Annotated in this window: 23 protein-coding genes; 7 read left to right on the top strand and 16 right to left on the bottom strand. The window is 62.8% G+C overall.

The genetic code is table 11. The annotated features are described in order from the left end of the window. Positions 1-73: 73 nt before the first annotated feature. Positions 74-427: a phage holin family protein gene (locus ARADN35_RS0117910; protein ID WP_010464537.1), complete on the top strand. Its 354-nt coding sequence runs from the start codon at positions 74-76 to the stop codon at positions 425-427. Here ARADN35_RS0117910 and ARADN35_RS0117905 read toward each other — a convergent pair. Continuing rightward, on the bottom strand, positions 395-1,906 hold the full coding sequence (locus ARADN35_RS0117905) for a M48 family metalloprotease (protein ID WP_482746712.1): 1,512 nt from the start codon (positions 1,904-1,906) through the stop codon (positions 395-397). The genes ARADN35_RS0117910 and ARADN35_RS0117905 overlap by 33 nt on opposite strands. Before the next feature lie 136 nt (positions 1,907-2,042). On the opposite strand from ARADN35_RS0117905, the gene moaC reads away from it, so the two are divergent. Then, on the top strand, positions 2,043-2,555 hold the full coding sequence (moaC, locus tag ARADN35_RS0117900; RefSeq protein ID WP_029414148.1) for a cyclic pyranopterin monophosphate synthase MoaC: 513 nt from the start codon (positions 2,043-2,045) through the stop codon (positions 2,553-2,555). Here moaC and tfpZ read toward each other — a convergent pair. From tfpZ to sucC, 9 genes are all read right to left on the bottom strand, one after another. Continuing rightward, a complete protein-coding gene (tfpZ, locus tag ARADN35_RS28025) occupies positions 2,552-3,427 on the bottom strand; it encodes a TfpX/TfpZ family type IV pilin accessory protein (RefSeq protein ID WP_139019208.1) in 876 nt (291 codons plus the stop codon). The genes moaC and tfpZ overlap by 4 nt on opposite strands. Then, positions 3,372-3,881: a pilin gene (locus ARADN35_RS27455; protein ID WP_010464532.1), complete on the bottom strand. Its 510-nt coding sequence runs from the start codon at positions 3,879-3,881 to the stop codon at positions 3,372-3,374. Before ARADN35_RS27455 ends, tfpZ begins: the two co-directional genes overlap by 56 nt. Before the next feature lie 210 nt (positions 3,882-4,091). Further along, on the bottom strand, positions 4,092-4,883 hold the full coding sequence (locus ARADN35_RS0117890; RefSeq protein WP_010464530.1) for a 3',5'-cyclic-nucleotide phosphodiesterase: 792 nt from the start codon (positions 4,881-4,883) through the stop codon (positions 4,092-4,094). Between the two features lie 12 nt (positions 4,884-4,895). After that, complete coding sequence (locus tag ARADN35_RS0117885; RefSeq protein WP_029414147.1) at positions 4,896-7,157, bottom strand: CHASE2 domain-containing protein; 2,262 nt, start codon at positions 7,155-7,157, stop codon at positions 4,896-4,898. A 62-nt stretch (positions 7,158-7,219) separates the two neighbouring features. Further along, complete coding sequence (locus ARADN35_RS0117880) at positions 7,220-7,876, bottom strand: FHA domain-containing protein (protein WP_010464526.1); 657 nt, start codon at positions 7,874-7,876, stop codon at positions 7,220-7,222. 44 nt (positions 7,877-7,920) lie between these two features. Beyond that, on the bottom strand, positions 7,921-8,709 hold the full coding sequence (locus ARADN35_RS0117875; protein ID WP_010464524.1) for a Stp1/IreP family PP2C-type Ser/Thr phosphatase: 789 nt from the start codon (positions 8,707-8,709) through the stop codon (positions 7,921-7,923). Positions 8,710-8,726: 17 nt separating this feature from the next. Further along, positions 8,727-11,357, bottom strand: coding sequence for a CHASE2 domain-containing serine/threonine-protein kinase (locus tag ARADN35_RS0117870; RefSeq protein WP_010464522.1), 2,631 nt, complete (start codon positions 11,355-11,357; stop codon positions 8,727-8,729). Between the two features lie 384 nt (positions 11,358-11,741). Then, on the bottom strand, positions 11,742-12,638 hold the full coding sequence (gene sucD, locus ARADN35_RS0117865) for a succinate--CoA ligase subunit alpha (RefSeq protein WP_010464520.1): 897 nt from the start codon (positions 12,636-12,638) through the stop codon (positions 11,742-11,744). Between the two features lie 15 nt (positions 12,639-12,653). Further along, a complete protein-coding gene (gene sucC / locus ARADN35_RS0117860) occupies positions 12,654-13,814 on the bottom strand; it encodes an ADP-forming succinate--CoA ligase subunit beta (protein WP_010464519.1) in 1,161 nt (386 codons plus the stop codon). Between the two features lie 220 nt (positions 13,815-14,034). On the opposite strand from sucC, the gene argC reads away from it, so the two are divergent. Both argC and ARADN35_RS0117850 read left to right on the top strand, forming a co-directional pair. Next, the gene (gene argC, locus ARADN35_RS0117855; protein ID WP_010464517.1) at positions 14,035-14,967 is read left to right on the top strand and encodes an N-acetyl-gamma-glutamyl-phosphate reductase; all 933 of its coding nucleotides are present in this window, start codon (positions 14,035-14,037) and stop codon (positions 14,965-14,967) included. A 166-nt stretch (positions 14,968-15,133) separates the two neighbouring features. Beyond that, entirely contained in the window at positions 15,134-17,854 is a 2,721-nt protein-coding gene (locus tag ARADN35_RS0117850; protein ID WP_010464515.1) for a chemotaxis protein CheW, read from the top strand. A 39-nt stretch (positions 17,855-17,893) separates the two neighbouring features. On the opposite strand, the gene recX is transcribed toward ARADN35_RS0117850, so the two are convergent. Continuing rightward, positions 17,894-18,361 carry a recombination regulator RecX gene (gene recX, locus ARADN35_RS0117845; protein ID WP_010464513.1) on the bottom strand — a complete coding sequence of 156 codons (468 nt, stop codon included), beginning with the start codon at positions 18,359-18,361 and terminating at the stop codon, positions 17,894-17,896. Positions 18,362-18,443: 82 nt separating this feature from the next. Continuing rightward, on the bottom strand, positions 18,444-19,520 hold the full coding sequence (gene recA / locus ARADN35_RS0117840; protein ID WP_010464512.1) for a recombinase RecA: 1,077 nt from the start codon (positions 19,518-19,520) through the stop codon (positions 18,444-18,446). A gap of 142 nt (positions 19,521-19,662) precedes the next feature. Between recA and ARADN35_RS0117835 the strand changes: the two genes are divergently transcribed. Beyond that, entirely contained in the window at positions 19,663-20,175 is a 513-nt protein-coding gene (locus ARADN35_RS0117835) for a MarR family winged helix-turn-helix transcriptional regulator (protein WP_029414146.1), read from the top strand. A 7-nt stretch (positions 20,176-20,182) separates the two neighbouring features. Here the strand turns inward: ARADN35_RS0117835 and ARADN35_RS0117830 are convergent, their stop codons facing one another. From ARADN35_RS0117830 to ARADN35_RS26555, 3 genes are all read right to left on the bottom strand, one after another. After that, a complete protein-coding gene (locus ARADN35_RS0117830; RefSeq protein WP_010464508.1) occupies positions 20,183-20,698 on the bottom strand; it encodes a Clp protease N-terminal domain-containing protein in 516 nt (171 codons plus the stop codon). A gap of 15 nt (positions 20,699-20,713) precedes the next feature. Continuing rightward, the gene (locus ARADN35_RS0117825) at positions 20,714-20,944 is read right to left on the bottom strand and encodes a helix-turn-helix domain-containing protein (protein ID WP_010464506.1); all 231 of its coding nucleotides are present in this window, start codon (positions 20,942-20,944) and stop codon (positions 20,714-20,716) included. A gap of 67 nt (positions 20,945-21,011) precedes the next feature. Next, complete coding sequence (locus ARADN35_RS26555; protein ID WP_035197544.1) at positions 21,012-21,989, bottom strand: LysR substrate-binding domain-containing protein; 978 nt, start codon at positions 21,987-21,989, stop codon at positions 21,012-21,014. Positions 21,990-22,097: 108 nt separating this feature from the next. Here ARADN35_RS26555 and ARADN35_RS0117815 point away from each other — a divergent pair, with 108 nt between their 5' ends. Then, positions 22,098-23,063: a Bug family tripartite tricarboxylate transporter substrate binding protein gene (locus ARADN35_RS0117815; protein ID WP_029414145.1), complete on the top strand. Its 966-nt coding sequence runs from the start codon at positions 22,098-22,100 to the stop codon at positions 23,061-23,063. Between the two features lie 123 nt (positions 23,064-23,186). After that, a complete protein-coding gene (locus ARADN35_RS0117810) occupies positions 23,187-24,122 on the top strand; it encodes an N-formylglutamate amidohydrolase (RefSeq protein ID WP_029414144.1) in 936 nt (311 codons plus the stop codon). Positions 24,123-24,151: 29 nt separating this feature from the next. Here ARADN35_RS0117810 and ARADN35_RS0117805 read toward each other — a convergent pair whose 3' ends face one another. Next, on the bottom strand, positions 24,152-25,342 hold the full coding sequence (locus ARADN35_RS0117805; protein WP_010464498.1) for a serine hydrolase domain-containing protein: 1,191 nt from the start codon (positions 25,340-25,342) through the stop codon (positions 24,152-24,154). Positions 25,343-25,368 lie beyond the last annotated feature (26 nt).

Here is a 25,368-nt window from a genome sequence, read left to right as displayed (position 1 = left end):
GGTCGGATTCTGGAGATTCAAAACCAGCCTCGCGAATTTCCTTGCTCCACCGAGCCAGTGCTATTCTCAGCCCATGAAACTCATCCTGAAATGGTTGCTCAGCGCCGCATCGCTGCTGTTCGTGGCCTATGTCTACAGCGGTGTGGAAGTACAAAGCTTTACCTCCGCGCTGATCGCTGCCTTTGTCATTGGCCTGTTCAACGTGGTGTTGCGACCCGTGCTGGTGGTGCTGACGCTGCCGGTCACCATCGTCACCGTCGGTCTTTTCCTCTTCGTCATCAACGCGCTGATGTTCTGGGCTGCCGCCAGCGTGCTGGAGGGGTTCCACGTCAATGGCTTTGGTGCGGCGCTGCTCGGATCTCTGATCTATTCGCTGCTGGGTGTGCTGATTGAATCAGCGCTCGGCGGCCTGTTCGCGAAGAAGTGACTCCACTGCGCGCAGCCGGGTATCGATGATGGATGCCTCGATGTGGTCCACCTGGGGGCCTCCTCGCCGCGCCAGATCCTGGCCTGCCTTGAAGCGGTCTACAGCGGCTGCATAGTCATAGCGTGCGGCGTGGGCCTCTGCCTCGGCGCGCACTGCGCGCAGTGCCTGACCTTGAGCCTGCCAGGTGGACGCCAAAAGCTGCCACGCCGTGGCGTCTCGAGGGTGTGTGGCGACCCAGGTCTGCAAGGCACCGGTGCCCTCAGCAGCACGTCCAGCGCGCAGCAGGGCCTGTGAGCGTAAAACCAGTTCAGGGCGTCGATGGGTGCTGCTGCCCGTATCCGTCGCCAGGATGCTCACAGCGGCAGCGGCGTCGCCTGCGGCCAGTTCAATCTCCGTTGCCAGCAACTTTGCCAACCGTTGGGCTGGGGCATCATTGCGAACCAGCTCCTCCAGTTTCTTCGCGGCGGTGCGCGCGCCCGCAGCATCCCGCAGCTGATTGCTGCCCAGGGCCGCCGCGTACAGCACCGCCGCACGCCTGGGGGCGGGTTGGGCCGCAAAGCCGGAGCTTTGCGGCTCGGCAATCCACTGGCGCAGGGTGTCCACCCCAGGATTGGCCAATACCCTGGCACGTGCTGCGACCATGGCATGTTCTAACGTCGATGGCATTGCTGCAGCGGGTAGCTCCCCGGGAGGAATGCGCGAATGCATGTCTGCCATGCGCTCGGTGGTCAACGGATGGCTGCGCAGGTACGGCCACGAGCCGTTGTCGTTGAGCCGGTTGGCCTGCTGGAGCTTGTCGAACATGCTCACAAAGCCCTGCGGAGCGAACCCGGCGGGGGCCATCAGGCCATAGCCAATGCGGTCCGCCTCGCGTTCCATGTCGCGCGAGAAATTGAGCTGATTCTGCATGGCCAGAGCCTGCCCCCCCACCACCAGCGCCTGCGTGGCACCGGGGTTCTTGCTGGCCGCCAGGGCACCCAGAATCATCGCCCCCAGCAGTAAGGGTGTTTGCTTGCTCTGCTGCGTGATTAGGCGCGAGATGTGGCGCTGCGTGACGTGGCTGAGTTCATGGGCCAGCACCGAGGCGAGTTCGTCACGGGTGGTGACAACTCCGATCAGCCCCAGATGCACCCCGAGGTAACCGCCGGGCAGCGCAAACGCGTTCACCGTCCGATCGCGCCCCAGCAGTATTTCCCAGGCAAAGCGCTCATCCAACTCCGGGGAGAGTTCTCCGCGTGCCTTGGCAGCCGCCAACAGCGGACGCCAGATGCCTTGCACATAGTCTGCGATGACGGGATCATCGATATAGTCAGGGTCTCTGTAGAGTTCACGGATGATGCGGTCGCCCAGGCGGCGCTCGGCGCTGGTGGTGAGGTCGCTGGGGTCGCCGAGGGTGGGCAGGGCGGTCTGGGCAATCGCCACCGGCACGTACAAAGCTCCATATGCTGCAAAAAATATAGCAATTGCTGATTTTTGGATAAGCGCTGGAAGCCATTTTTGATGAAGTTCTCGCACGAAGGTCCTTTGTCCACCCTCAGAGCTGTGCACATGCGTCGCCCTGTACTACTAACGCCGTATGATGCCCTCGCCTCTGAAATGTTTCGCCTCATTTTCCATGTCCACGCCCACTTCACCCCTCACTCACTTCGATGCCCAAGGCCAGGCCCACATGGTGGACGTTGGCGCGAAGCCCGCTACCCTTCGGATTGCAGTCGCTTGCGGTCGGATTGAGATGCTGCCTGCCACCCTCGCACTGATCGAGGCCGGGACCGCGAAAAAAGGAGATGTGCTGGGTGTTGCTCGGATTGCAGGTATTCAGGCCGCCAAGAAGACCAGTGAACTGATTCCCCTGTGCCACCCCCTTGCATTAACCCGCGTGGCCGTAGACTTCGAGCGGGCCAGCTTGCAATATCCTGAGGCAACAGGACTGGTGTGTTCGGCCACAGTAGAGACCGTGGGGCCCACTGGCGTGGAGATGGAAGCGCTGATGGCCGTGCAGATTGCCTTGTTGACGATATATGACATGTGCAAGGCTGTCGACCGGGGGATGTCAATGCATGGAGTGCGGGTAATCCAAAAGCGAGGTGGAAAATCAGGTGATTTTGAAGAAAATCCGCATTGCACTTAATCCCAGGCATCCAACGCAAGATACGCTTTGGGTTTGCCATCCTCCAATCCAATGATCACTGTCCATTCAAGCGTTCCTTCGGCCAGAAGCGGCATGTAGCCTAGTCTATCAAGATGCAAATTGTTTTGGATTGCAATTTTGTCCAATGTACTTTTCTGCATAGGATATTTTTGTAATAGATTTCGCAATGGCCGGGCAGTTTTAATAATTTCTTGAACCTGCATTTCATATTGAATCCAACGCGCAGGTCGAAATGCTGGTGGCACCCCATCCAGTGCGAGGAAGATGCTTTCTTTGAATTCTGCATCTGAATTCGTTGCCAACCTGACGCCCAGTAACTTGGGGCCAGTGAGGCTCAAATGTTGTAGTGACTCGGGGGCTAAATGCAGTTGATTTAAATTGATGTCAGGAACGCTTACGACACGAAATCTGTCACCCTCAAAGGCTATCCATACTGGTCTGGCATTCATCAGGCTTGATATTCCATAGCCTAGTGCAGATATTTGAATTAAGCCGATTATTGCCAAATCCCTCCATAGCTCCGATCTTGGCTTTTTGCGGTCAAACACTATGAAGGTCAAAAGTGGCCCGCATACAGCATCAATGACCATTACAAGGAGAAAAATTTCCCGCCCTCTAGCGAGTTGATCGAAGGGAGATGGATACCAAAAACCAAAAACCAAAGCCGCACAAAATACTGCAATCGCAATGCTTAGTATTAGATGAGCCGCGGCGGCTTTGAGTGCAGTTTTAAGTCGGATTCTAGAAAACATATAAAAAAGGGCGCCGAGGCGCCCTTTTACAAATTGGAGCAGTTTACTTGCACTCTGCAGGAGCAAAACGTGCGGGGAGCGTACCAGCAGTTTGGGCAATTGCCAGGGGAGTAGCACCCACCGCTGCGCAACGCCACTTTGCGGAGTCCGCAGGTGGTGTAAAGGTTGCAGTACCAACGGGCAGGGCGGTACCCGGCAAAGCAGCGCCCGTGTAAGGCATAAGCGTCAATGTGCCGTTACCTGCATTAGCAGTAGTAGTAACGGTAATCAATCCAGTTGCAGGAGCAATTGTAACACTGGTCAAATTGCGCGAAGCCGTGGGCGAAGTGAAGCCCAGATTGTAGCCCTGCGCAGATGCATTGGGATTGCCAGAAGCCAAAACGTCGGCAACGTTAATTTTGGCCGCAGAAGCGGCAACGAGACCTTCCGTCACACGTGCACGAACCGTGTAATCTTGGTAAGCAGGCAGAGCCACAGCAGCCAAAATACCAATAATCGCCACCACGATCATCAATTCGATCAGGGTAAAGCCTTTTTGCAGGGTACGCTTCATAAAAATTCTCCTAGGAGCAGTTTGCATGTGAACACCTGTCGAACAACTCTTCAGGTTAGCAATTCACAAGCACTTTGCGTGCCAACTTTTTTGAATGTTTTCTTCTCTAGCCCGGGCGCAGATTGTTTTCTGATCTTGCAGCACTGAATGCGCCAAAGACACTTCTTGCGACATTTTTGTTCTGCCATCATTGTCACTGTGAGCAATTTGTTACAATTCAAAGACCTGTCCTGCCTCCAACCATCGTATGTCGTGCGTTCCGCACCCATCAAGTGACGGCACTGTATCGAACTGCCTAATCTCGTCCATGATGAGTGCTGTCTCCGACGGCTTGGTATGCGTGATGTAGATGGGAAAAGCTCGGTCTAGGCGAAGTTGCGAGAGTTCTTGGGCGAGACTGTTGGGGGAGAGGTGCAGGCTCTTTGCTGCTAGTCCGCTTTCGCGGTTGCTAAATGCGGTTTCGACAACCAACTGAGACACCGGCATAGCGTTGACCCATGCCCAAAAGGCCGGGTTTTTTGCTGTATCGCCGCTGAATGCCCACCATCCAGCGTCTCCGCGGATCCCATATCCCACTGCTGGCACCGTATGTACTGCGGGTAAAACTTCCAAGAGGCGAGTCCCGATGGTTATCTGCTGGCTCACCGAAACATGGGTGTATTGAAGAAGCGGCTGCTCGGCAGTCGGGATCGCGCTGAAATCTGGCCAGATCGTTCCATTGAACACATGAGTTTGCAGTGCCGCAATCGTCGGCTGTAAGGCATAGATTTTCAAGGGGGCATTGCGCAACGATGAAACGGCATCCAGCATCAGCGGCAACGCGGCAATATGGTCAAGGTGCGAGTGCGTGAGAAAAACATGGTCGATCCGGCGCATTTCGTCCAGCGTCAGGTCGCCGACCCCCGTACCCGCATCGACCAGAATGTTGTCGTCGATAAGGAACGAGGTGGTTCGGCAATCTTTGGCGATGGCTCCGGAGCAACCCAGCACGCGAACCTTCATGGGCCAACCTATCTATTTGGTGTCGAAATTGGTGGCGCCGTCCCATTCGGGGTCAGAGGCCTGCCCCTGCAGGGCTTGCACGCGGGTGGCATACAGATCGTAGAGGGCAGAGGGGGCGGCGGTTTGCTTCAAGTTCATCAGCAGTTTGCTGCATTGTGCCCAGTCCTGGGCACGATAGGTTTCCAAGAAGTGTTGCCAGATGGATATTTCTTCGGCTTTTTGCGGCGCGGTGGCGTTCAGTTCTGCCAGCGGCGAATAGATAGCCACCGCCTGTGCCTTGCCTTTGACGCGCACGCGGTCCAGCTCCTGCCAAGTGAACTGCGGCGCCTGAGCCTGGGTGGTTTCACTCACCACGGTGCGCACGCCGTAGTGCTTGGACAAGCCTTCCAGACGCGATCCGAGGTTCACGGCATCACCAATCACGGTGTAACTGCGCCGAATGTCCGAGCCCATGTCGCCCACACACATGGTGCCGGTGTTGAGTCCTATGCCGATACCAATCTCCGGCAGCTTGCGCTCCTGGTGTGAGCGGTTGATTTGCTCTACCGCCCGTTCCATGTCAAGCGCAGCCTGCACGGCGAGTTGCGCGTGTTCTTCTGTCGGAACTGGCGCGCCCCAGAACGCCATCACGCAGTCCCCCATGTACTTGTCGATGGTACCCCGGTGGCTTCGGATGATGTGGGTCAGCTGGCTGAACACATCGTTGAGAAGGGCTTGCAATTGCAAGGGCTCCATCTGCTCTGACATGGCAGTGAAGCCCCGCATGTCGCAGAACATCACGGTCAGTTCGCGGTTCGCTGCCTGCATGCTGTAGTTCTCAGGCTGCTTGACCATCTCGTCCACGAGCTCTGGTGGCACGTAGGTACCGAACAGCGCGGCCAACTCCCGCTTGGATCGACTTTCTACAAAGTAGCCATAGACCATGTTGAGCGCGAATGCGAGCACTGCCATCACGATCACCGTGGCCAGGGGCATCGCCAAGCCCTGGGTGAGGTAGAGCCACAGATTCATCCCTGCAAGCGCTGTAACAACGCCCAGACTGAGCAGCACCGCCGAAGTGGCGGAAAGTGCGGGCAGGGCCAGGGCCAGCAAGACACCTGCGCAGAGCAGCTGGGCGGCGTCAAAGCCCACGGCATAGTCTGGTCGCACGATGCTCTTCCCATCGAGAAAGGCGGACAGCATATTGGCATGGGTTTCCACGCCGGGGTAGGTCCGGCCGACAGGGGTCACGCGCAGGTCGAGCAGACCGGGGGTTGTCGAGCCCACCAGCACCAATAGGCCCTGAAGACTGTGGGGTGGCAGCTTGCCGTCCAGAACATCCGACGCGGAAATGTAGCGAAATGAGCCGCCATTGACATCTCCAGCGCCGCGGAAAGGGATCAGTGTCGCTAGCTTGTTGTCCACAGGCAGGGCAAGCTCACGGCCGTCCTGGCGCAGCACGATGCTGTGCAATGTGTCGTGGGTGCCTTGAGGTGTGGTGCTGACAAAGCTGGGGTAAATCTCGGGCAAATCGAGCAAGGTGCGAAACATCGCCAGAGCCAAGGATTCATAGTAAATCCCTTGGTACTCCGCGAGCAAGGGAAGGGATCTGACGACACCATCGTCATCGGTCACTGAGTTGAAGAAGCCTGCAGCGGGCACGGACTGTGCCAGTTCCGCAATATTGCTGCCGTATCCTCCCCAGGAGGTTGCTCGCAATGGCAGGCCACGGAGTCTTTCAGTGGGCAACGCGGGCGCGGGCAAAACACCTTTCGTTCTTCCGTCCCGGTCACTGGTGAAGTAGTAGCCCAGAACTGCTGGTCGGCCTTGGAGAGCGCGGGCAAAGCGCGCGTCATAGTCGAGTGTGGGAGTCAGGCGTGCTAGCTGTTCCTTGAATCCCGGTTGGGCCCGTAAAGCCCCTTGTGCCAAGCGCTCCAGGCTTGCGAGGCCGGAGCTTCCATCCGTTTCCGCGAAAAGGACGTCAAATCCCACCACGGAGGCTTGCTGACGTTCAAACAGCTCTCGCGTGAAGGCGGCGAGCTTGTCCCGTCCCCAAGGCCAGTGTCCCACCCTGTCCAGGCTCTTTTCGTCAATGTCGATGATGACAATGCGCTCGTCCAGCGTGCGCGGCATGGTCGCACGCAGCCGGGTGTCATAGATGATGTTTTCGAGCCGCTCCAGGACCTGGAGATGGAGAACGCCAGAAATGTGCAACAACGCAAACGCCAGCGGAATCAATGTGACCGCTGTGCGCCTGACGTGGCGCCGGAACAGATGCAAGAGTCGCTGTCGCATAGGTTCCGGCGGCAATGGAGACGGATGAATTGCCTGGTTGGGCCGCGGCCCGGTCGCGGCTGTCAGCTCTGTTCGAACTGCATTTCCGTGCCGGCCAGTTCCAGGCGGTCACCGTTTTTGAGAGGCACGGGCGATGCACCGATAGATGCGCCATTGAGCAGCGGCATATCGGGGCCCTCGACATGGGCCAGCACAAAGCCCTGGTGTCGCTTGGTGATGGAGGCAACGGCCACGCCGGGCTTGCCAATGGTCGTCACCACCTTTTGCAGCGACACTTCCCGCCCGGCAGCGGCGCCAGACACTACACGGATCACCGCAGAAATCACGGGGGCGGCAGAACCTGCACCCAACGGGCTGGGGCGGGATGCCGTGCCCAAAGGAGGCACCATGCCCGGCTTGAAAATCATGGTCTTCTCGAAGTTCTGCCCCTCCGCCTCGTGAAGGAAGCGGATCTTGTACTTGCCGACTTCGACGGTATCTCCATTGCGCAACTCCTGCCGCTTGACCGCCTTGGCGTTGACGTAGGTCCCGTTGGTGCTTCCCAGGTCCTCAATCTCCACATCCTGGCCTGCCATATGGATCACGGCATGCTCGCCGCTCACGGCGAGGTTATCGATCACGATGTCGTTGTAGGGGCGGCGGCCAAGCGTAGTGCGCTCTTTGGTCAGTTGCACTTCCTTGATGACAACCCCGTCGATTGAAACGATCATTCTGGGCATGATCCACTCCTGATGTGATGAGTAATTGTTGTAGTCGGAGCCACTTACGCAGCCCCTAGCAATCGGGACATAAGGCCGCGCTTCTTGCCTCCCGCAGCCGCTTGCACCAGCAGTACGCTGACGTTATCACGACCACCGTTCGCATTGGCGGTGTCGATGAGCAATGTGGCTTTTTCCTCCAATGGCAGCGGTGCTCGCACCAACTCCGCCAGGTCTGCGTCCGCGACCATGTCTGTGAGGCCGTCTGAACACATCAGGAACAAGTCATTCGGGGCCACCTGAAATTCATTGACTTCCATCATGACATTGGGCTCCACTCCCAGCGCACGGGTGACGAGGTTGCGGTTGGACGAAAGCGCGGCTTGTTGGGCGGTGAGCAGGCCTGCGTCAACCTGTTCCTGCAGCCAGGAGTGGTCGCGCGTGATCTGCTGCATAGTCCCATCTCTCAGTCGATAGCAGCGGGAGTCGCCGATATGTCCCAGGATGAGGCGGCTGCCATGGAAGACCCCGACCACCAGGGTGGTGCCCATTCCCGCATATTGTGGATTGGACAGTGAGGCTCCCAGAATGGCGTGATTGGCGTTTTCGACGCAGATCTCCAGAGCTCGGCGCACGTCAGTGGATTGGGGTGTGGTACCGGTCTGCCCCAGCCAGCGGGCCATCTCGGTGCGGATGAATGTGGTGGCCATGCCGCTTGCCACTTCACCGGCGTTGTACCCGCCCATGCCATCGGCGAGGATGGCGACCTGCGCATCCCGGTCGACTGCCACCGCATCTTCGTTGTTGGTGCGCACGCGGCCTTTGTCGGTTCGCGCGAAAAATTCATAGGTCATGGATGTTGGGGCGAGCGTCATCGGGCGCCTGAAATCGGCGGAGATGCTGCACCCCGCCCAGCGGGTGGCTCCATCACGGTTTTCTCAAAATCCGCCATTTCATGCCCTGTTGCATCGCGGACCGCATCATAGACGACTGCTCCCGGCGCCGGCGATCCCGCCTGTCCGGCTGTCAAGCCCGCCTGCCGCAGGTGGGAGGCGAATTGGCGGCCGGTCTGGTACCGGGCCTCGGGGCGTTTCTTTAGTGCCAGGGCTACCACGCTCGCCACGGTGGGGGAGAGATCGGGACGAAGCTGGCGAATGTCGGGCGCGTCCACGCTGGCAATCTTGTGCATGAGCTCGGTCATCGACTCGCCTCGCAATGGCAAGTGTCCGGTGAGCAACTGGAACAAAGTGACGCCTAGTGAGTACAGGTCTGATCGGCCATCCACCTTCTTGCCCGCGAGTTGCTCCGGTGACATGAAGCTGGGGGTCCCCAGAACCAATCCGGTGCGTGTCTTGCTGGAGTCCGTGATGCGCGCGATCCCAAAATCCGTCACTTTCACAGCGTCTGTTGCACTGTCGAACATGATGTTGGCAGGCTTGATGTCGCGGTGCACCACGTTGTGCGCGTGGGCGTAGTCCAGTGCCTCGGCAACGCGCGCGGCGATGGAAATCACCGTGGCCACCGGCAGGAGCTGCCCGGCCCGGCAGGCCTGTGCCAGATCCGCGCCCTTGAGGAACTCCATGGCGATGTAGGCCAGATCATGTTCTTCGCCAGCATCGAAGATCGTCACGATGCAGGGATGCTGGAGGCGCCCTGCTGTCTCTGCCTCGCGGAAGAAGCGGGCTCTCGCATCGATCAGCGCGTCGCCCTCAAATTCTTCTCCGAGCGCCAGGGTCTTGATGGCAACCACACGTCCAATCTTTGGGTCTTTTCCCAAATAGACGACACCCATCGCGCCTTTGCCAATTTCCTTGTCTATCTGATAGCGCCCCAGCATGGGTATGCCGGTCGCCGCATCACCTGGCAGGTGTGGGGCGGCGGTCGGGGGGATCGATGCGGGCGTGCTGGAGGGGGCGCCTGTTTCCTTTTGCAGATGAGCCCGCACGCGCTTGTACCGCGCGTGTGCATCCTTGTACCCCTTGTTGTGCTGCAGGAGGTGTTTGTAAACCGATTTGGCCTTGGCAAAGTTGCGCTTGCGTTCAAAGTCCTGCGCCAGGTGGTACAGGTTGTCCATCAGGGCATCGCTGGGCGGCACCTTGCGCAGGCGCTCAAATGCCATGTCCAACTGGCCCTGTCCTTGCAGGGCGAGGCCCATCATGCGATCGGTTTCTGCGGTCTCCGCAGAGGGGGGCTGACCTCTTTTGCCAAACGCGCGCAGTGCGGTAAATGCAGCGAGACCCCACAACAAGGCCAGCACACCAGGTCCCATAGGAATCCACAGCCCTGCATAACGCAGCAAGCTCCACTCGGTCGCAGCGAGTGTGAGCAACAGCGAAGTGCTCAGAGCCCATCCGGCTGGGCGGGAAAGCCGGGGAAGGGCCAGTGCGATAAAAAGCAGTGCAACCAATGCAGCACCCCAAGTCGCGGCCGTTGCCCACGCCGGCCGGTGCACACCGAGACTTTGCCTGATCGCGGAGAGGGTGTGTGCGAGCACCTCGACGGGGTATATGGCCCGCGTACTGGACTGGACCCATGGGGCAACCAGTGCGTTGCTGGTTTCTCCCACCAGCACGACTTTGTCCTTGAAGGCCTGGGGCAGAAATTTGCCGCCGTATACCTGGGCAAAGGACACCACAGGGAATGCGGAGGCACCGTCCGGTGCTGCGTGAAAACGCGGGAACATCACCGAGGAGGCATCGGTGGCTACCTGCAGCCCGCCCATCCGGAAACCATGGGGCTCTGTCTGGATTCGGAGCTCGCCCTGGCCCAGATGCAGGCTGTGCCTGGCCGCTAACAGTGCCAACGAGGGCACGCCGACGTTGTCGTATCCCAATAGAAGTGGAATGCGGCGCAAGCGGCCGTCTTCATCCAGGACCACAGACAAGTGGCCGACGCCCGCAGCCACTGAACCCAGCCCCGGGATTGGGTGCTGCGCCGACGTCGCAGGGATTGCAAAGCTCCCAGGGGCCGGAAAAACGCTGCGGTGTACATAGGCAGGCAGCGGTGTGTGGGCCCCTCCTGCCAGTGCGTAGCGTGAGGCCAGGAATACATTCCCGGCGCGCTGGATGCTGGCGGCCAGGCGCGCGTCGGTATCCAGCACCTTCTCCGCCTCGTCGGCGGCACGGTTCAGCTCTGATGCCAGCAAGGACGTGTCCCCCGCGCGCGCAATGGTGTCCCGCATTCTGCGGATGTAGGTTAAGCCGCGATCGGACTGCGGCTCGGCAAAAGAGGGGGTCAAGACGATGGCCTTGGCGCCTGCCGCCGAAAGCTGATCAATCAGCTTGGCATACACATCGCGAGACCAGGGCCAGTTTCCCAGAGCTGCCAGGCTGGCATCGTCAATGCCAATGATGGCAATTTCAGACAAAGGAGGTGGGATGGTGACGCTCGTTGCGGCGTCATATATGCGGTACTCCAGCCATTGAAAGCCGCCGGTGGCCGCGCACAACGCCACGACCACCGCCGCAGCCAGTGCGCCCCGCAAACCATCGGTACGCCACATGCCAAGCCACCGTCCCGAGGTTGTTCGTCCCACTTGCTATTGTTCCACTCTCTGTATTGGATGGTACTGAAAGCAATATCTAAGCCGGGGCTAGAGGTGTGCCTCGTCAGGCGTCCTACTGCGTGAAACCTGTGTTTCCCGGTGAATTCGATGACCGATCCTGTCGCGTAAGGCCGGTTGTGCCAATCGCAATGCCATTTTTGTCACACCCAGGGGCGTGTTGGACGTGATGTCCCGGGAGCCACTTCGGCAGCACGCTTTCTGAAAACGAAAAAAGCGCCCGGAACCTTGGTACCGGGCGCTTTTTTGGAGATTCGCCTCGACTCGCCTCTCAAGCCGCGCGGCCCGAGGCGTCCGTTGTTGCGCGAACGGTCGCGGCGAGATTTACTTCAGCTGGGCCTTGAGCAGCTTGCCCAGTTCCGACGGATTGCGGGTGATGATGAAACCCGACTCTTCCATGATGGCGAGCTTGGCATCGGCAGTGTCGGCACCACCGGAGATCAGCGCGCCGGCGTGGCCCATGCGCTTGCCGGGAGGGGCTGTGACGCCAGCGATGAAGCCGACGATAGGCTTCTTCATGTTGGCCTTGCACCACTGGGCGGCTTCGGCTTCGTCAGGTCCGCCGATTTCGCCGATCATGATGACGGCATCGGTGTCCGGGTCGTCGTTGAAAGCCTTCATCACATCGATGTGCTTGAGGCCGTTGATAGGGTCGCCACCAATGCCCACGGCGCTCGACTGGCCCAGGCCCACTTCGGTCAGCATGGCCACGGCTTCGTACGTCAGCGTGCCGGAACGGCTCACCACGCCGATACGGCCCTTGCGGTGGATGTGGCCGGGCATGATGCCGATCTTGATTTCGTCAGGCGTGATCAGGCCGGGGCAGTTGGGGCCCAGCAGCAGCGTGCGCTTGCCGCCGGCGGCTTCTTTGGCCTTCATCTTGTTGCGCACTTCCAGCATGTCGCGCACCGGGATGCCTTCGGTGATGCAGATCGCCAGATCCAGGTCGGCCTCGACGGCTTCCCAGATGGCGGCGGCAGCGCCTGCGGGCGGCACGTAGATCACCGACACGGTGGCGCCGGTCTGCGATGCAGCTTCCTTGACGGAGGCGTAGATCGGGATGTTGAAGATCGACTCGCCGGCCTTCTTGGGGTTCACGCCTGCCACGAAGGCGTTCTTGCCGTTCGCGTATTCCTGGCACTTTTCAGTGTGGAACTGGCCGGTCTTGCCCGTGATGCCCTGGGTGATGACCTTGGTGTCTTTGTTGATGTAGATCGACATGTGTGTTCTCCGGGCTTACTTGACGGCAGCAACGATCTTGGTCGCAGCTTCGGCCATGGTGTCTGCAGCGATGATGGGCAGGCCGGACTCGGCCAGCATCTTCTTGCCCAGCTCTTCGTTCGTGCCCTTCATGCGCACGACCAGCGGCACGTTCAGGTTCACGGCCTTGCAGGCGGTGATCACGCCGGTGGCGATGGTGTCGCACTTCATGATGCCGCCGAAGATGTTGACCAGAATGCCTTCGACCTTGGGGTTCTTGAGCATGATCTTGAAGGCTTCGGTGACCTTCTCGGGGGTGGCGCCGCCGCCCACGTCCAGGAAGTTGGCCGGCTCGCCGCCGAACAGCTTGATGGTGTCCATGGTGGCCATGGCCAGGCCAGCGCCGTTCACCAGGCAGCCGATGTTGCCATCCAGGCTGATGTAGGCCAGGTCGAACTTGGAGGCTTCCACTTCGGCCGGATCTTCTTCGTCCAGATCGCGAAAGGCCACGATTTCGGGGTGGCGGAACAGCGCGTTGGCGTCGAAGTTGAACTTCGCGTCCAGAGCCATCAGATTGCCCTTGGAGTCGCAGTTCAGTGGGTTGATTTCCACCAGCGACGCATCGGTTTCCATGTAGCACTTGTAGATCTTGGCGAAGATGTCTACGGCCTGGTCGACGGAAGCACCGGTCAGGCCGATGGCGGCTGCGACCTTCTTGCTTTGCTCGGTGGTGATGCCGACGATGGGGTCGATCATCTCGGTGATGATCTTCTCGGGGGTGGAGTGGGCCACTTCCTCGATGTCCATGCCGCCTTCGCTCGACGCGATCAGGGCGACCTTCTGCGTGCCGCGGTCGGTGACCAGGGATACATACAGTTCGTTCTTGATGTCGGCGCCGTCTTCGATGTACAGGCGGCGGACCTTCTGGCCTTCGGGGCCGGTCTGGTGCGTCTTGAGCTGCATGCCCAGGATTTCGCCCGAGATGCGCTTGACGTCTTCAATGGTCTTGGCAACCTTCACGCCGCCGCCCTTGCCACGGCCACCGGCGTGGATCTGGGCCTTCACGACCCACACAGGGCCGCCGAGCTTCTGGGCTGCTTCGACGGCTTCTTGCACCGTGAATGCGGGAATGCCGCGCGGAACGGGCACACCAAAATTGCGCAAGATTTCCTTGCCTTGGTATTCGTGAATCTTCATGAGGTCTCTCTCAGGGAAGGATGGTGGTTACCCGTTTACCATGAACAACAAAATGTCTGGCCGCGGGCTGGGAACATGGCAACCAGCAACTGTATCATGTTGCAATGCACCATTCTTGTGCGTAGCTGACGGCCCCCTGTCCCCGCCGGGTGGCTGGTTTTTGTCTCTTTTGTGGTTCGTTTTGGCAGACGCTGCCGCCTTTTTTTGCAGGAGCACCCCCATGTCCAAAGTCTTTATCGATGGCGAAGCCGGTACCACGGGCCTGCAGATCCGCGAGCGTCTGCAGGCCATGCCGCAGATCGAGTTGGTCAGTATCGCGCCCGAGTTGCGCAAGGACCCCGCAGCCAAACGCGATCTGATCGCCGGGGTCGATCTGGTGATCCTGTGCCTGCACGACGACGCCGCGCGCGACACCGTGGCCATGGTGGATGAGATTGCCCAGAGCACGGGCCGCAAGGTCAAGGTGATTGATGCCAGCACGGCCCACCGCACGGTACCGGGCTGGGTGTTTGGTTTTCCCGAACTGGCCCCGGGCCAGCGCGAAGCCGTGGCCCAGGCGGACCGTGTGGCCAACCCCGGCTGTTACGCCACAGGCGCCATTGCGCTGCTGCGCCCCTTGGTGGATGCAGGCTTGGTGCCCAAGGACTTCCCTCTGGCACTGCCTTCGGTCAGCGGCTACTCCGGTGGAGGCCGCACCATGATCGAAGCCTACGAAGCTGGCACTGCGCCACTGTTTGAGGCCTACGCTCTGACCCTGCAGCACAAGCACCTGCCCGAAATCATGCGCTACACCGGCATCACGCGGCGCCCGATTTTCGTGCCTTCGGTGGGCAACTTCCGGCAGGGTATGCTGGTGCAGTTGCCCCTGCATCTGGATCTGCTGCCTGGCGCCCCCAAGGCGGCTGACCTGCATGATGCACTGGCCTCGCACTATGCCAAGAGCAACACTCCCGAGCAATGGGTCAGCGTGCTGCCCGCCACGGCCGACGGCAAGCTCGATGCCACGGCGCTCAACGACACCAACAAGCTGGAGCTGCGCGTGTTTGCCAACGAAGAACACCGCCACGCCGTGCTGATTGCGCGCCTGGACAACCTGGGCAAAGGAGCCAGCGGAGCCGCCGTGCAGAACCTGCAGCTCATGCTGGGCCTTTGAAACGCAGCGGGTTTCCGATCCTCCTGCTTTCCCGGTAGATTCTCAAGCGCGCCAGATCTGGCGCGCTTTTTCTTTGGGCGCCTCCATCGGAATCGTTTAAGCTGATTCCAGACTGCTGACCGTGCCAGGCCCGCTGGCGTACGCCGTAAGTTTTTTGGGAGGGCTGATGGGTTTTCCACTGTCTTACGACATCGTGGCGCCGCAGATGCGGTCGCTGCAAAAGCTCGAAGCTGCGTTGCAGCGCCTGGACCTTCGCTGGGAGGTCATCGACACCACTGCGCGCATCGTGTGCCCTGGCGAGGCTGCGGGCTTCCTGCACACCCTGGACCAGACGCGCACGGCGTTTGCCACGCTCGCGCAGGAAATGGTGGAGCACATTGCCACCACCCACCTGGGCAATCGCCTGGGCGACCTGGCCTCGCGGGCCCAGGTGGCCATCGACATCCTGGTGCGCAATCTTTTCGAGCGCACGGCCGATGTGGGCTTCATCGCTACCGATGGACCGCTGGTGGCCTTTGTGGAGGCGGCGGGAGACAACGGTGACCCTGATACCGCCACGCTGCTGCGCCGCCGGCTGCAAGAGTACCGCGCCAAATACACCGTCTACGACGACATCCTGCTGCTGGATGCCTACGCCCATCCGTTGCTAGGCCTGGAAGACCGGCAGGTGAGCGAGGCCCTGATTGCGCAGGAGCCCGCCTGGTGGCGCGGCGCGATGGACCGCCCCGGCTATGGCGAGCACTATGGTGCCTCGGCCTGGTATCCCGGCGAAGGCGATCTGTTGCTTTACGTGCACCGGGTCGCGTCGGCCCAGGGGCGCGCCTGTGGTGCCGTGGTGCTGCGCTTCGGGCTCCATTCCGAGCTGGAGTCGATCTTTGCCGACCTGCGCGACCCCGAGGACCGCGTGGCGTTGTTGCTGGTGGATGGCAGTGACCGTGTCATTGCGTCCAGCAAGCCGGCTGAATTTTCGGTGGGCGAGTTCCTGGCCACCGGCTCTCTGCAGTCACTCGATGCCCGCCCCTGCACGCACCGTGGCCATGACTATCTGGCGCAGGCCCGCACCACCCGGGGCTACCAGGGCTACCAAGGCCTGCCTTGGCGGGCGGTGGCGCTGGTGCGCCTGGATGCGGCGTTCAAGGGCGAGCAAGCTACGCCGGACTCTGCAGCGGGTGCTGCCCAGCACATTGGCGCTGGGGCCGGTGGCGCGCAGGCACCGGTGGAGACTGCAGGCATGGAAGTGGACGATCCCATGCTGCGCGCCATTGTGGAACGCGCCCGCGCCATCGAGGAGGGGCTGACCCGCGTGATCTGGAATGGCAAGGTGGCCGAATCGGCGGTGAGCGCAGGTTCGTCGATCCATGCCGTGTTTGACCAGATCGGGCGCACGGGCAAGGACACCATTGCCGTCTTCGACGGTGCCATCCAGGAACTGCGCGGGCTGTTGCTGGCAGGGCGACGCGCCGAGATGAAGGCCCATGCCGGCCTGGCGGTCCGCATCATGGACCGCAATCTCTACGAACGCGCCAACGACTGCCGCTGGTGGGCCCTGTCTGAAGAGCTGGCCCATGCGCTGACAGACATACAGGCCCGGGGCGCGCCGGAGCAATCGGCAGCTGCAGCACAGCGCGCGGCGCAGATCCTCGCGCACCTCAACAGCCTCTATACGGTGTACCGGCGCGTGGCGCTGTTTGACCGCCAGGGGCGTGTGGTGGCCGTGTCTTGCGATGCCAACACGCTGCCCGCCGACCTGCAGCTGGATGCCGACCTGGTGCGGCGCACCCTGGCCTTGCAGGGTGCGCAGGCTTATGCCGTGTCGCCCATGCTGCCCCAGGCGCTGGCCGACGGCTTGCCCGCCTATGTGTACTGCGCTGCGCTGCGCACCGCGCCGGGTGGCCCGGTGGTGGGTGGCATTGCGCTGGCCTTCAACTGCGCCACCGAGCTGAAAGCCATGCTGCGCGATGCGTTGCCGCAGGGACAGGCCATGCGCGGCTTCTTCACTGATGCGCAGGGGCGCGTGCTGGCCAGCGCCGACGAGGATGGCCTGGATGCCGCCCAGGGCGGCGCGCCACCTGTGCTGCCTTTTGTAGCCGATATCGCGCGGGCTGCGGTGCCGACAGGTGCTGCAGGGCGGCAGCCCGGGCCCGCCGGAAAAACTCCCTCTGTGGCCACGGCGTCCGCCATGCCCGCCACCGCGCAGCGCGTGCGCTGGCAAGGGCAGGACTATCTGGCGGGTGTTGCGGCCAGCACCGGATACCGGGAATTCAAGCGCGACGACGGGTACCGGGAACCCGTGTACTCCGTATTGCTGATGCCCGTGCAGCCCGCCGTGGCCAGCAGCAGTGCGCTGGCCCTGCCGCAGTCATCCGTGAACGGGGCCGGTGGCAACGTGCGCCGCTATGGCGTGGTGGCCTGTGGCGCCTTGTTGTTGGCCATCGACAGCGTGCATGTGCAGCAGGCCATGTCGGCCGCGCGCCTGGTGCAGGTGCCTGGCCCGGCGCAGTTGGCTGGCATGCTCGAGATTGCCCACGAAGGCGGGACCCGCATGGCACCAGCCTATGACGCCTGCCGCATTGCGGGCCTGTCTGCGTTGGCCGACCCGCGGCGGGCCGTGGCGGTGGTGGTGACGAGCCAGGGCCGCCCAGTGGTGCTGTTGGTGGAGCGCTTGGTGGGGGTGGTGTCGCAGGACAGCGTGCACCCTGTGCCGGGCAGCGTGTCCGCACACGCCCCGTGGATCACGGGCATCCTGAGCGACCGGGGCTCGGGCCAGGCCATCGTGTATGTGGTGGACCCCAATGGCCTGGATGCCCGGTGGGCACCCTTGCCGCCCGAGGTGCTTGCGGCACCATCAGCCAGTGGCACCGCCGCAGAGTTGCCAATGCAGCGCTGACCGGGCCTGGTCAGAGGACACGTTGGCTGCCGGCCTGGGTCAGGCAGCGCCAGGGTCTTCGTCCTCCGTGTCGCCCCCAATGGCTTTCTGGATGGCATACAGGGTGAAGCCGCGTGCCATCAGGAAGCGGACTTGGCGCGAGCGTTCTTTCATGTCCAGAGGCACCTGGCCAAACTTGCGCTGCCATACCTCGCGCGCGCGCTGCACCTCGGTGGCCAGCAGCGGAGCCGTGGCTTCGCGCGCCAGCTCATCGGCCACGCCCCGGGTGCGCAGTTCCCGGACCAGGCGGGCGGCACCCAGGCGGGGGCCCCGGCGATGCACCAGGGATTGGGCCGCGCGCTGGTCGCTCAGCCAGTCCTGCTCCACCAGCAGGTCCAGCAGGGCGGCCAGCTCCTCGGGACTCTCCGCGTGGGGCGCCAGCTTGGTGGCCAGCTCGCTGCGGGAATGTTCCCGCTGGCTCAAAAGGCGCAGGGCCCGGCCCTTGAGCGAGAGCGTGGTGAATCCCATGAATCTCTGCGCTTCAAATTTGATAGCTGTCAGCGCTTGTCAATCAAGCGCTGGAGGCCTATTTTGTTTGAAGTTTCGGAGTTCACTCGTTCGCGGCGGCGGCAGGGGCCTGCAGTGCGCCAGGCAGCAGCGCAATGCCCAGGCCTTCGCGCACCTTGTTCTCGATCTCGCGGGCGAGGTCGGGGTTCTCGCGCAGGAACTCACGCGCGTTGTCGCGGCCCTGGCCGATTTTTTCGCCGTTGTAGGCGTACCAGGCACCGCTCTTTTCCACGATCTTGGCGGTCACGCCCATGTCGATGATTTCACCCTCGCGGCTGATGCCCTCGCCGAACAGGATGTCGAACTCGGCCGTCTTGAAGGGTGGGCTCACCTTGTTCTTGACCACCTTGACCTTGGTTTCGTTGCCGATGGCTTCGTCGCCCTTCTTGATGGTGCCGGTGCGGCGGATATCCAGGCGCACGGAGGCATAGAACTTGAGCGCGTTACCGCCGGTGGTGGTTTCGGGCGAGCCGAACATCACGCCGATCTTCATGCGGATCTGGTTGATGAAGATGACCATGCAGTTGGTCTTCTTGATGGTGGCGGTCAGCTTGCGCAGCGCCTGGCTCATCAGGCGGGCCTGCAGGCCGGGCAGGGCGTCGCCCATTTCGCCTTCGATTTCGGCCTTGGGCGTGAGGGCTGCGACCGAGTCGATGACGATCAGGTCCACAGCACCCGAGCGCACCAGGCTGTCCACGATCTCCAGCGCCTGCTCGCCGGTATCGGGCTGGCTGATCAGCAGGTCGGACAGCTGCACCCCGAGCTTCTGGGCGTATTGCACATCCAGGGCATGTTCCGCATCCACGAACGCGCAGGTGCCGCCCTGTTTTTGCATCTCGGCAATCACCTGCAGCGTGAGCGTGGTCTTGCCCGAGGATTCCGGGCCGTAGATTTCGACCACCCGGCCGCGCGGCAGGCCACCTACGCCCAGGGCAATGTCCAGGCCCAGCGAGCCGGTGGAGACCACCTGAATGTCCTCGATCACCTCGCCTTCACCCAGGCGCATGATCGTGCCCTTGCCGAATTGTTTCTCGATCTGGGCGAGCGCGGCGGCCAGGGCCTTGGCCTTTTCGGTGTTCACGGGCAATGCGGGGTTGGTGCCTTTGACTGCGACGTCCATGAGAAAACTCCTTGAAAAACAACAGGTTGGATGTTTGCATTGCTCTGCAATTAATCACAGGCTGGATGCTTGAACAGTAGTTTATGCGAGCTATTGGAAGGCATTCAAGGATAATTTAGTCAGTTTGCCTGACAATTCGGTGATGCCTGATTTGTCCCTTCCATCCCCTGCCGAAGACGGCTGGCGCCAGACCCACCTGGGCCGCCTGTTCGGCCACGCCATGCGCCGTTTCGACGCGCGCGTGCTGCAGCTCATGGCGCACAACGTGGAAGTGCCGCTGGCGCTGTCCAACCTGGCCGCGCGCGACCAGGTGAGTGCAGCCCATGTGCACATCACGCGCCACCTGGCGCTGCCGGGCGACCGGCTGACTGACCTGGCCCAGCGTGCGGGCATGACCAAGCAGGCCATGGCCAACCTGGTGGACCAGTGCGAGGCCTGGGGTCTGGTCACGCGCGAGGCCGACCCGCTCGACGCGCGCGCGCGCCGCGTGTGTTTCACGACCACGGGCCTGGCGTGGCTGCAGGCGTTCCGGGATGCCGTGGCACAGGCAGAAGCCGAGTTCCGGACCGAAGTAGGCCACGACGTGGCCACCGTGGTGGCCATTGGACTGGAGGCCTATGCGGGCGGCGATGGGGCCGGTACGTTGATGCGCTGAACCCGGGTCAGGCGGCTGCGCCCGTTGCCAATGGCACCTGGGACTGTGCTGCAGCCGCCAGCTGGCCTGCGTCGATGCCCATGGCACGCAGTGTGCGCGCCGCCACGCCTTGCGGCATGGTGGCCACCACTGCCACTACGTGGGCCCCCAGAAGGGGGCCGCCCTGGTCCTTGCGGGAGCGCGCGAGCGTCTGCATGACCTCCTGGCCCGAGGGCTGGGCCCGGTAGAGGCCTGGAACCGGTGGCGCGAGGGCCGGCGCCTGCGGCAGGGTCGCATTCAGTCCCATGTCCTGGAGCGCATCGCGGTACTGCTGCTCGATCGCATCCCGCACGGCGGCGGGGTCGGCCCCCACGCTCTCCAGCGCACGCCGGGCCGACCCCTCGGGAAGATCGATGGCGGCCAGCAGAAAATGCTCGGCCCCCGGTGCGGCCTGGCCGCTTGCGCGGGCATGGGCCTCGGCGCTGGTGCACAGGCAGCTCAGCGTGCGCATGCTCTGGAAGCGGTGTTGCAATTGGCGAAACATGGCGAGAACTCCTTCTCAAGAACGGAACGTCTGTGGGGCCTGGGGCATGTGGGGTGACAGGCGCTTGTGCGCTGCCTGCTTGCTCACGCCCAGGGCCTGGGCGATCTGCGTCCACGACCAGCCCTGCTCCAGCGCCGCGGCCACGGCAGCGGTTTCCAGCCGGTCGGCCATCAGGCGCAGGGCGACTACGGCAGCCAGCGCGGCCTCGGGGTTGTCGGGCGGGGGGAGTGCGGTTGGGGGCTGCATTCGTCAACTGTAGTTGACGAATGGTCGACCGTCAACAAACATTGACGAGGGGGTTTTTGAGCCGAAGTCAGACGGTGGCGAACGTATTCGCTCCCATGTCCGATGCGGGCAGGGGTTGTGGTGTTTCGCCGGCGGGCGAAGCGCAGGCCAACAGCCATTGTTGAAAACACTGCAACGCATGCAGTTGGGTGCGGCCTTCGGGATAACAAAACCAGTAGCCCATGTCGCTCCGGTAGCCACCGCGCAGCGGCGCGTCGGCCAGGGGCTCGCGCACCAGCCCGGCGGTGATCTCGTCCTGCACCAGGCAGCGCGGCACCAGTGCCAGGCCCATTCCAGCCATGACCGCGCGGATCATGGTCTGGAACTGGTCGAATTGCGGGCCCGCCAGGGGATCGATAAGGCCGGGCACCCCGTGTGTCTCGCTCCAGCGCAGCCAGGCCTCGGGCACTGTCACGTGGCGCATCAGCGTGTGGTGCGCCACGTCGCCCGGCGTGTGGACGGCCCAGTCGGCCACGCGGGTGCGCGGGGCGATCAACGCCACCTCGTTGCCGGTGATGTAGTGCGCGTGCGCGCCGGGCCAGTGGCCTTCGCCGAACAGGATGGAGCAGTCCAGCTCGGGCCGCTCGAAGTCGTAGCTGTGCACGTAGGGCACAAAGTGCAATGTGACCTGCGGGTGCTGCTGCTGGAACTGCGGCAGGCGCGGGATCAGCCACTTGGCTGCAAACGTGGGCAGGCTGGACAGGTGCAGTGCGCCACCACCGTCGTCGCTGGTGATCAGCTCCAGGGTCGCCGCCTCCAGCTGCGCCAGTACCGCGCGCACGGCCTTTTCGTAGCGTTCGCCCGCCGGTGTCAGCGCCAGGCGCTTGCGGCTGCGCTCAAACAGCGCCACGCCCACCCACCCCTCCAGCTCCTTGACCTGTTTGCTCACTGCGCTTTGCGTCAGGTGCAAGGCCTCGGCCGCGCGGGAGACGCTGCCAAACCGCGTGACCATGGAAAACGCGCGCAACAGGTGCAAAGGGGGCGAAAGCCGACGAAGAGAGGACATGGTTGCAGGGTTGGATCATTCCTTTTTGGAATGTTATCAGGCGTATCCGTTGCTTGGAAATTGTCTGTGCCTCACTTAACCTTAAAGCACCCCATAGGAGAAAAACCCATGCAACGCCGTCACATGCTCTCTGCGCTGGCCTCTGTATCTTTCGTTCCTGGAATGTCACTGGCGCAAGAGGGCAAGCCTCTGCGCATCATCGTGCCCTTCCCCCCAGGCGGCGCGACCGACATCACGGCCCGCAGCCTGCAGGAGCCGCTGGCCCGCATCCTCAAGCAGCCCGTGGTGCTGGAAAACCGTGGCGGCGCGGGTGGCTCCATCGGCATGGCCGAAGTGGCCCGGGCCCCTGCGGACGGTTTGACGTTGGGGGTGGCCACGCTGTCCACCCATGGTGTGAACCCCGCCGTCTACAGCAAGCTGCCCTATGACCCCACCAAGGACTTTGTGGGCGTGACCGAGATCGTGAAGGCGCCCGGCGTGGTGGTGGTCAACCCGGCCGTCCTGCCCGTCAAGGACCTTGCGGATCTGGTGAGGCACCTCAAGGCCAACCCCGGCAAGGTGTCCTACGCCACCCCGGGCAACGGCACCATCGGCCACATGTGGGGCGAGCTGTTCAAGCGCAGCGCAGGCACCGCCATGGTTCATATCCCCTACCGGGGTGCAGGCCCGGCCATCAACGATGTGCTGGCTGGTCAGGTGGGGGTGTACTTTGACCAGGTGGCCTCCTCGCTGCCCTACATCAAGGCTGGAAAACTCAAGGCGTTGGCCGTTTCCTGGCCAGTACGGTTGGATGTGCTGCCCGATGTGCCCACCTATGCCGCGCTGGGCTACAAACAGGCCAACGAGCCCTCCTGGTTCGGTCTGGTGGCCCCGGCAGGGACGCCCCCGGCGGCGATAGACCGCATCCAGCAGGCCGTGGCACAGGCCCTCAAGGAGCCTGCCGTGCGCGAGCGCCTGGCGGGGCAGGGGCTGTATCCCTCGGGCACGACCTCCAAGGAATTCACCGCACAGATTGCCCATGAGATCGACAAAATGAAGGGTATTGCCACCTACGCCAAGGTGGCGCTGGATTGAACCCACACCGGGCCTGCGGGCCCGGCGGCCATAGTCGGGGAAGACCCTTGCAGGGATATAACCATGGTCTTCACCCGGTCTGGACGGCCAGGCCAGCCGCCCCACTTTGCGCACACTCTGCCTATGCATTCAGCCTTGAAACTGATCCACCACCGCTTCCAGCACGCCCAGCCGGGCGCCACCGGGTCACCCGGACAGGCCACCCACCCCCCCGCTTCCCGCAGGGTGACGGTCATGCCCGGCAACACCCCGCTGGTGCTCGACTCGCCCCACAGCGGCACGCAGTACCCCGCCGACTTCGGCTCGGCCTGCGACCTGCCCACGCTGCGCCGTGCCGAAGACACCCATGTCGAAAAAATCTACGCCTTTGCCCCTGCGCTGGGTGCCGCCTGGGTCGAGGCCCATTTCCCGCGCATCTATCTGGATGCCAACCGCGACACCACCGAGCTCGACACCAGCTTGCTCGATGGCGAGTGGACCGACCCCATCTCCACCGACCCCCAGGTGCTCAGCAAGGTGCGCCTGGGCAAAGGCCTGATCTGGAAGTTCACCGACGAAGGCGAGCCCATCTACAACCGCCAGCTCACCGTGGCCGAGGTGCGCGCGCGCATCGACCAGTGCTGGCGCCCGTACCACGCGGCGGTGGCCCAGGCCATCGATGCCGCCCACGCGCGCCACGGCTACAGCATTCACCTCAACTGCCACTCGATGCCCGCCGTGGCGGGGCGGTTTGCCACCGACTTTCCGGGCCTGGAGCACGCCGACTTCGTGGTGGGCGACCGCGATGGCACCACGGCCAGCCCGGCGCTGTCCGCTCTGATCTGTGAGCATCTGCGCGGCTGTGGCTACAGCGTGGAATACAACCACCCCTACAAAGGCGTGGAGCTGGTGCGCCGCTACGGCAACCCCGCAGAGCACCGCCACAGCATCCAGGTTGAGATCAACCGCAAGCTCTATATGGACGAGCGCACGCTGGCGCAGGTGCCCGAGGGCATGGCGCGGCTGCAGGCAGATCTGCAGGTGCTGGTGCGCAGGCTGCTCGCGCACGATCCGCGCTGACGGGCGCGCACCGCTTTCAGAACCGCTTCTCAGGCCAGCAGCGCCGAAACGCTTTCGTACAGCAGCGCGATGCTGTCCTCGGTGGCGATGTTGCCGTGCGCAAAGGCGGCGCGCGACCCGTCCATGGCCACGAGCGACAACGCCTGAAACCCGCCGGTTTCGCCCGTGTGCAACAGCCAGCCTGCGCCTTGCATGGCGTGCGAGATCCATCCCAGCGCATAGCGGTTGGCGGGAGCGCGTGTCAGGTCTTGCAGCCCCTGCACGTAGCTGCGGGGCAGGGGCGTGGCATCGCCGCGCAGGGCGCGCAGGTGCCATTGCAGCCACAGGGCGTCGTCCCGCGCGGCTAGGCTCACGGCGCCGGCAGGGCTCAGGATTTCCAGCCATACCCGCTCGGGCGCCCCGGGCAGGCCTTGGGGCTGCAATTGCCCGCCTTCCAGGGCATGGCCTGCGGGCTGGTCGCTGCCCTTTCGCAAAGGCTCGCCAACGAACAGGGAGATGCCCAGCGGCTGGGCCACACGCTGGCGCAGCAGGTCTTCCCAGTCCTGGCCCGTGGCGGCGCGCAGCATGCGGGCCGCCAGCGCGTAGCCAGCGTTGGAGTACGCAAAATCCGGGTCGGCCCCCGTGCCCCGGACAGGGGCCTGGCGCAACAGCCACTGCAGGAAGAACTCCTCCACCTCGGCAGGCTGTTGCAGCCGGGTGATCACGTCCGCCCCCACTTCGCCGAGGAATTTGGCCACATCTTCCGGTGCGGTGAATGCCATCACGCCCGTGCGGTGGTCCAGCAGCTGCCGCAGCGTGACGCCCTGATAGGCGGGCAGGGCCTCGCGGGCCAGGCCGGGCAGCGTCTGCGCCAGCGTGCTGTCCCAGCGCAGCAGGCCCTGGTCCACCACGCTGGCGGCCACACACGCCGTCATGGCCTTGGTGTTGGAGCCAATTGCCATCAGGTCGCCGCGCTCCAGCGCGGCGGTGCCGCCCAACCGGCGCAGCCCGGCCACCGCCACACGGGCGCGCGTGGAATCCGTCCAGCCCGTGGCCGCACCCACGACGCCCTGGGACACCAGCTTGCCGGCCTGGGACTGCAGGCGCTCCAGCAAGGGGTCAGCGCCATCGTCGCTACCGCCGCCACAGGCGGTCATCAGGGTGCCCAGGCCAGCTGCGGCGAGCCAGCGGCGACGGGAGAGGATGGCGCCGCGCGCCGCAAGGAAATTCAGGTAGTTCATGGCATCTCGCAAAGAAAAGATGCCCG

It is taken from the genome of Acidovorax radicis N35 (genome assembly GCF_000204195.1).
Classification (GTDB): domain Bacteria; phylum Pseudomonadota; class Gammaproteobacteria; order Burkholderiales; family Burkholderiaceae_C; genus Acidovorax; species Acidovorax radicis.
This window is presented reverse-complemented; position numbering and strand designations above follow the sequence as displayed.

What these genes read in the sequence shown, in the direction of transcription:
- ARADN35_RS0117910 (WP_010464537.1), top strand. Translation starts at nt 74, where the DNA reads ATGAAACTCATCCTGAAATGGTTGCTCAGCGCCGCATCGCTGCTGTTC.
- moaC (WP_029414148.1), top strand. Translation starts at nt 2,043, where the DNA reads ATGTCCACGCCCACTTCACCCCTCACTCACTTCGATGCCCAAGGCCAG.
- ARADN35_RS27455 (WP_010464532.1), bottom strand. Translation starts at nt 3,881, where the DNA reads ATGAAGCGTACCCTGCAAAAAGGCTTTACCCTGATCGAATTGATGATC.
- ARADN35_RS0117890 (WP_010464530.1), bottom strand. Translation starts at nt 4,883, where the DNA reads ATGAAGGTTCGCGTGCTGGGTTGCTCCGGAGCCATCGCCAAAGATTGC.
- ARADN35_RS0117885 (WP_029414147.1), bottom strand. Translation starts at nt 7,157, where the DNA reads ATGCGACAGCGACTCTTGCATCTGTTCCGGCGCCACGTCAGGCGCACA.
- ARADN35_RS0117880 (WP_010464526.1), bottom strand. Translation starts at nt 7,876, where the DNA reads ATGCCCAGAATGATCGTTTCAATCGACGGGGTTGTCATCAAGGAAGTG.
- ARADN35_RS0117875 (WP_010464524.1), bottom strand. Translation starts at nt 8,709, where the DNA reads ATGACCTATGAATTTTTCGCGCGAACCGACAAAGGCCGCGTGCGCACC.
- ARADN35_RS0117870 (WP_010464522.1), bottom strand. Translation starts at nt 11,357, where the DNA reads ATGTGGCGTACCGATGGTTTGCGGGGCGCACTGGCTGCGGCGGTGGTC.
- sucD (WP_010464520.1), bottom strand. Translation starts at nt 12,638, where the DNA reads ATGTCGATCTACATCAACAAAGACACCAAGGTCATCACCCAGGGCATC.
- sucC (WP_010464519.1), bottom strand. Translation starts at nt 13,814, where the DNA reads ATGAAGATTCACGAATACCAAGGCAAGGAAATCTTGCGCAATTTTGGT.
- argC (WP_010464517.1), top strand. Translation starts at nt 14,035, where the DNA reads ATGTCCAAAGTCTTTATCGATGGCGAAGCCGGTACCACGGGCCTGCAG.
- ARADN35_RS0117850 (WP_010464515.1), top strand. Translation starts at nt 15,134, where the DNA reads ATGGGTTTTCCACTGTCTTACGACATCGTGGCGCCGCAGATGCGGTCG.
- recX (WP_010464513.1), bottom strand. Translation starts at nt 18,361, where the DNA reads ATGGGATTCACCACGCTCTCGCTCAAGGGCCGGGCCCTGCGCCTTTTG.
- recA (WP_010464512.1), bottom strand. Translation starts at nt 19,520, where the DNA reads ATGGACGTCGCAGTCAAAGGCACCAACCCCGCATTGCCCGTGAACACC.
- ARADN35_RS0117835 (WP_029414146.1), top strand. Translation starts at nt 19,663, where the DNA reads ATGCCTGATTTGTCCCTTCCATCCCCTGCCGAAGACGGCTGGCGCCAG.
- ARADN35_RS0117830 (WP_010464508.1), bottom strand. Translation starts at nt 20,698, where the DNA reads ATGTTTCGCCAATTGCAACACCGCTTCCAGAGCATGCGCACGCTGAGC.
- ARADN35_RS0117825 (WP_010464506.1), bottom strand. Translation starts at nt 20,944, where the DNA reads ATGCAGCCCCCAACCGCACTCCCCCCGCCCGACAACCCCGAGGCCGCG.
- ARADN35_RS26555 (WP_035197544.1), bottom strand. Translation starts at nt 21,989, where the DNA reads ATGTCCTCTCTTCGTCGGCTTTCGCCCCCTTTGCACCTGTTGCGCGCG.
- ARADN35_RS0117815 (WP_029414145.1), top strand. Translation starts at nt 22,098, where the DNA reads ATGCAACGCCGTCACATGCTCTCTGCGCTGGCCTCTGTATCTTTCGTT.
- ARADN35_RS0117810 (WP_029414144.1), top strand. Translation starts at nt 23,187, where the DNA reads ATGCATTCAGCCTTGAAACTGATCCACCACCGCTTCCAGCACGCCCAG.
- ARADN35_RS0117805 (WP_010464498.1), bottom strand. Translation starts at nt 25,342, where the DNA reads ATGAACTACCTGAATTTCCTTGCGGCGCGCGGCGCCATCCTCTCCCGT.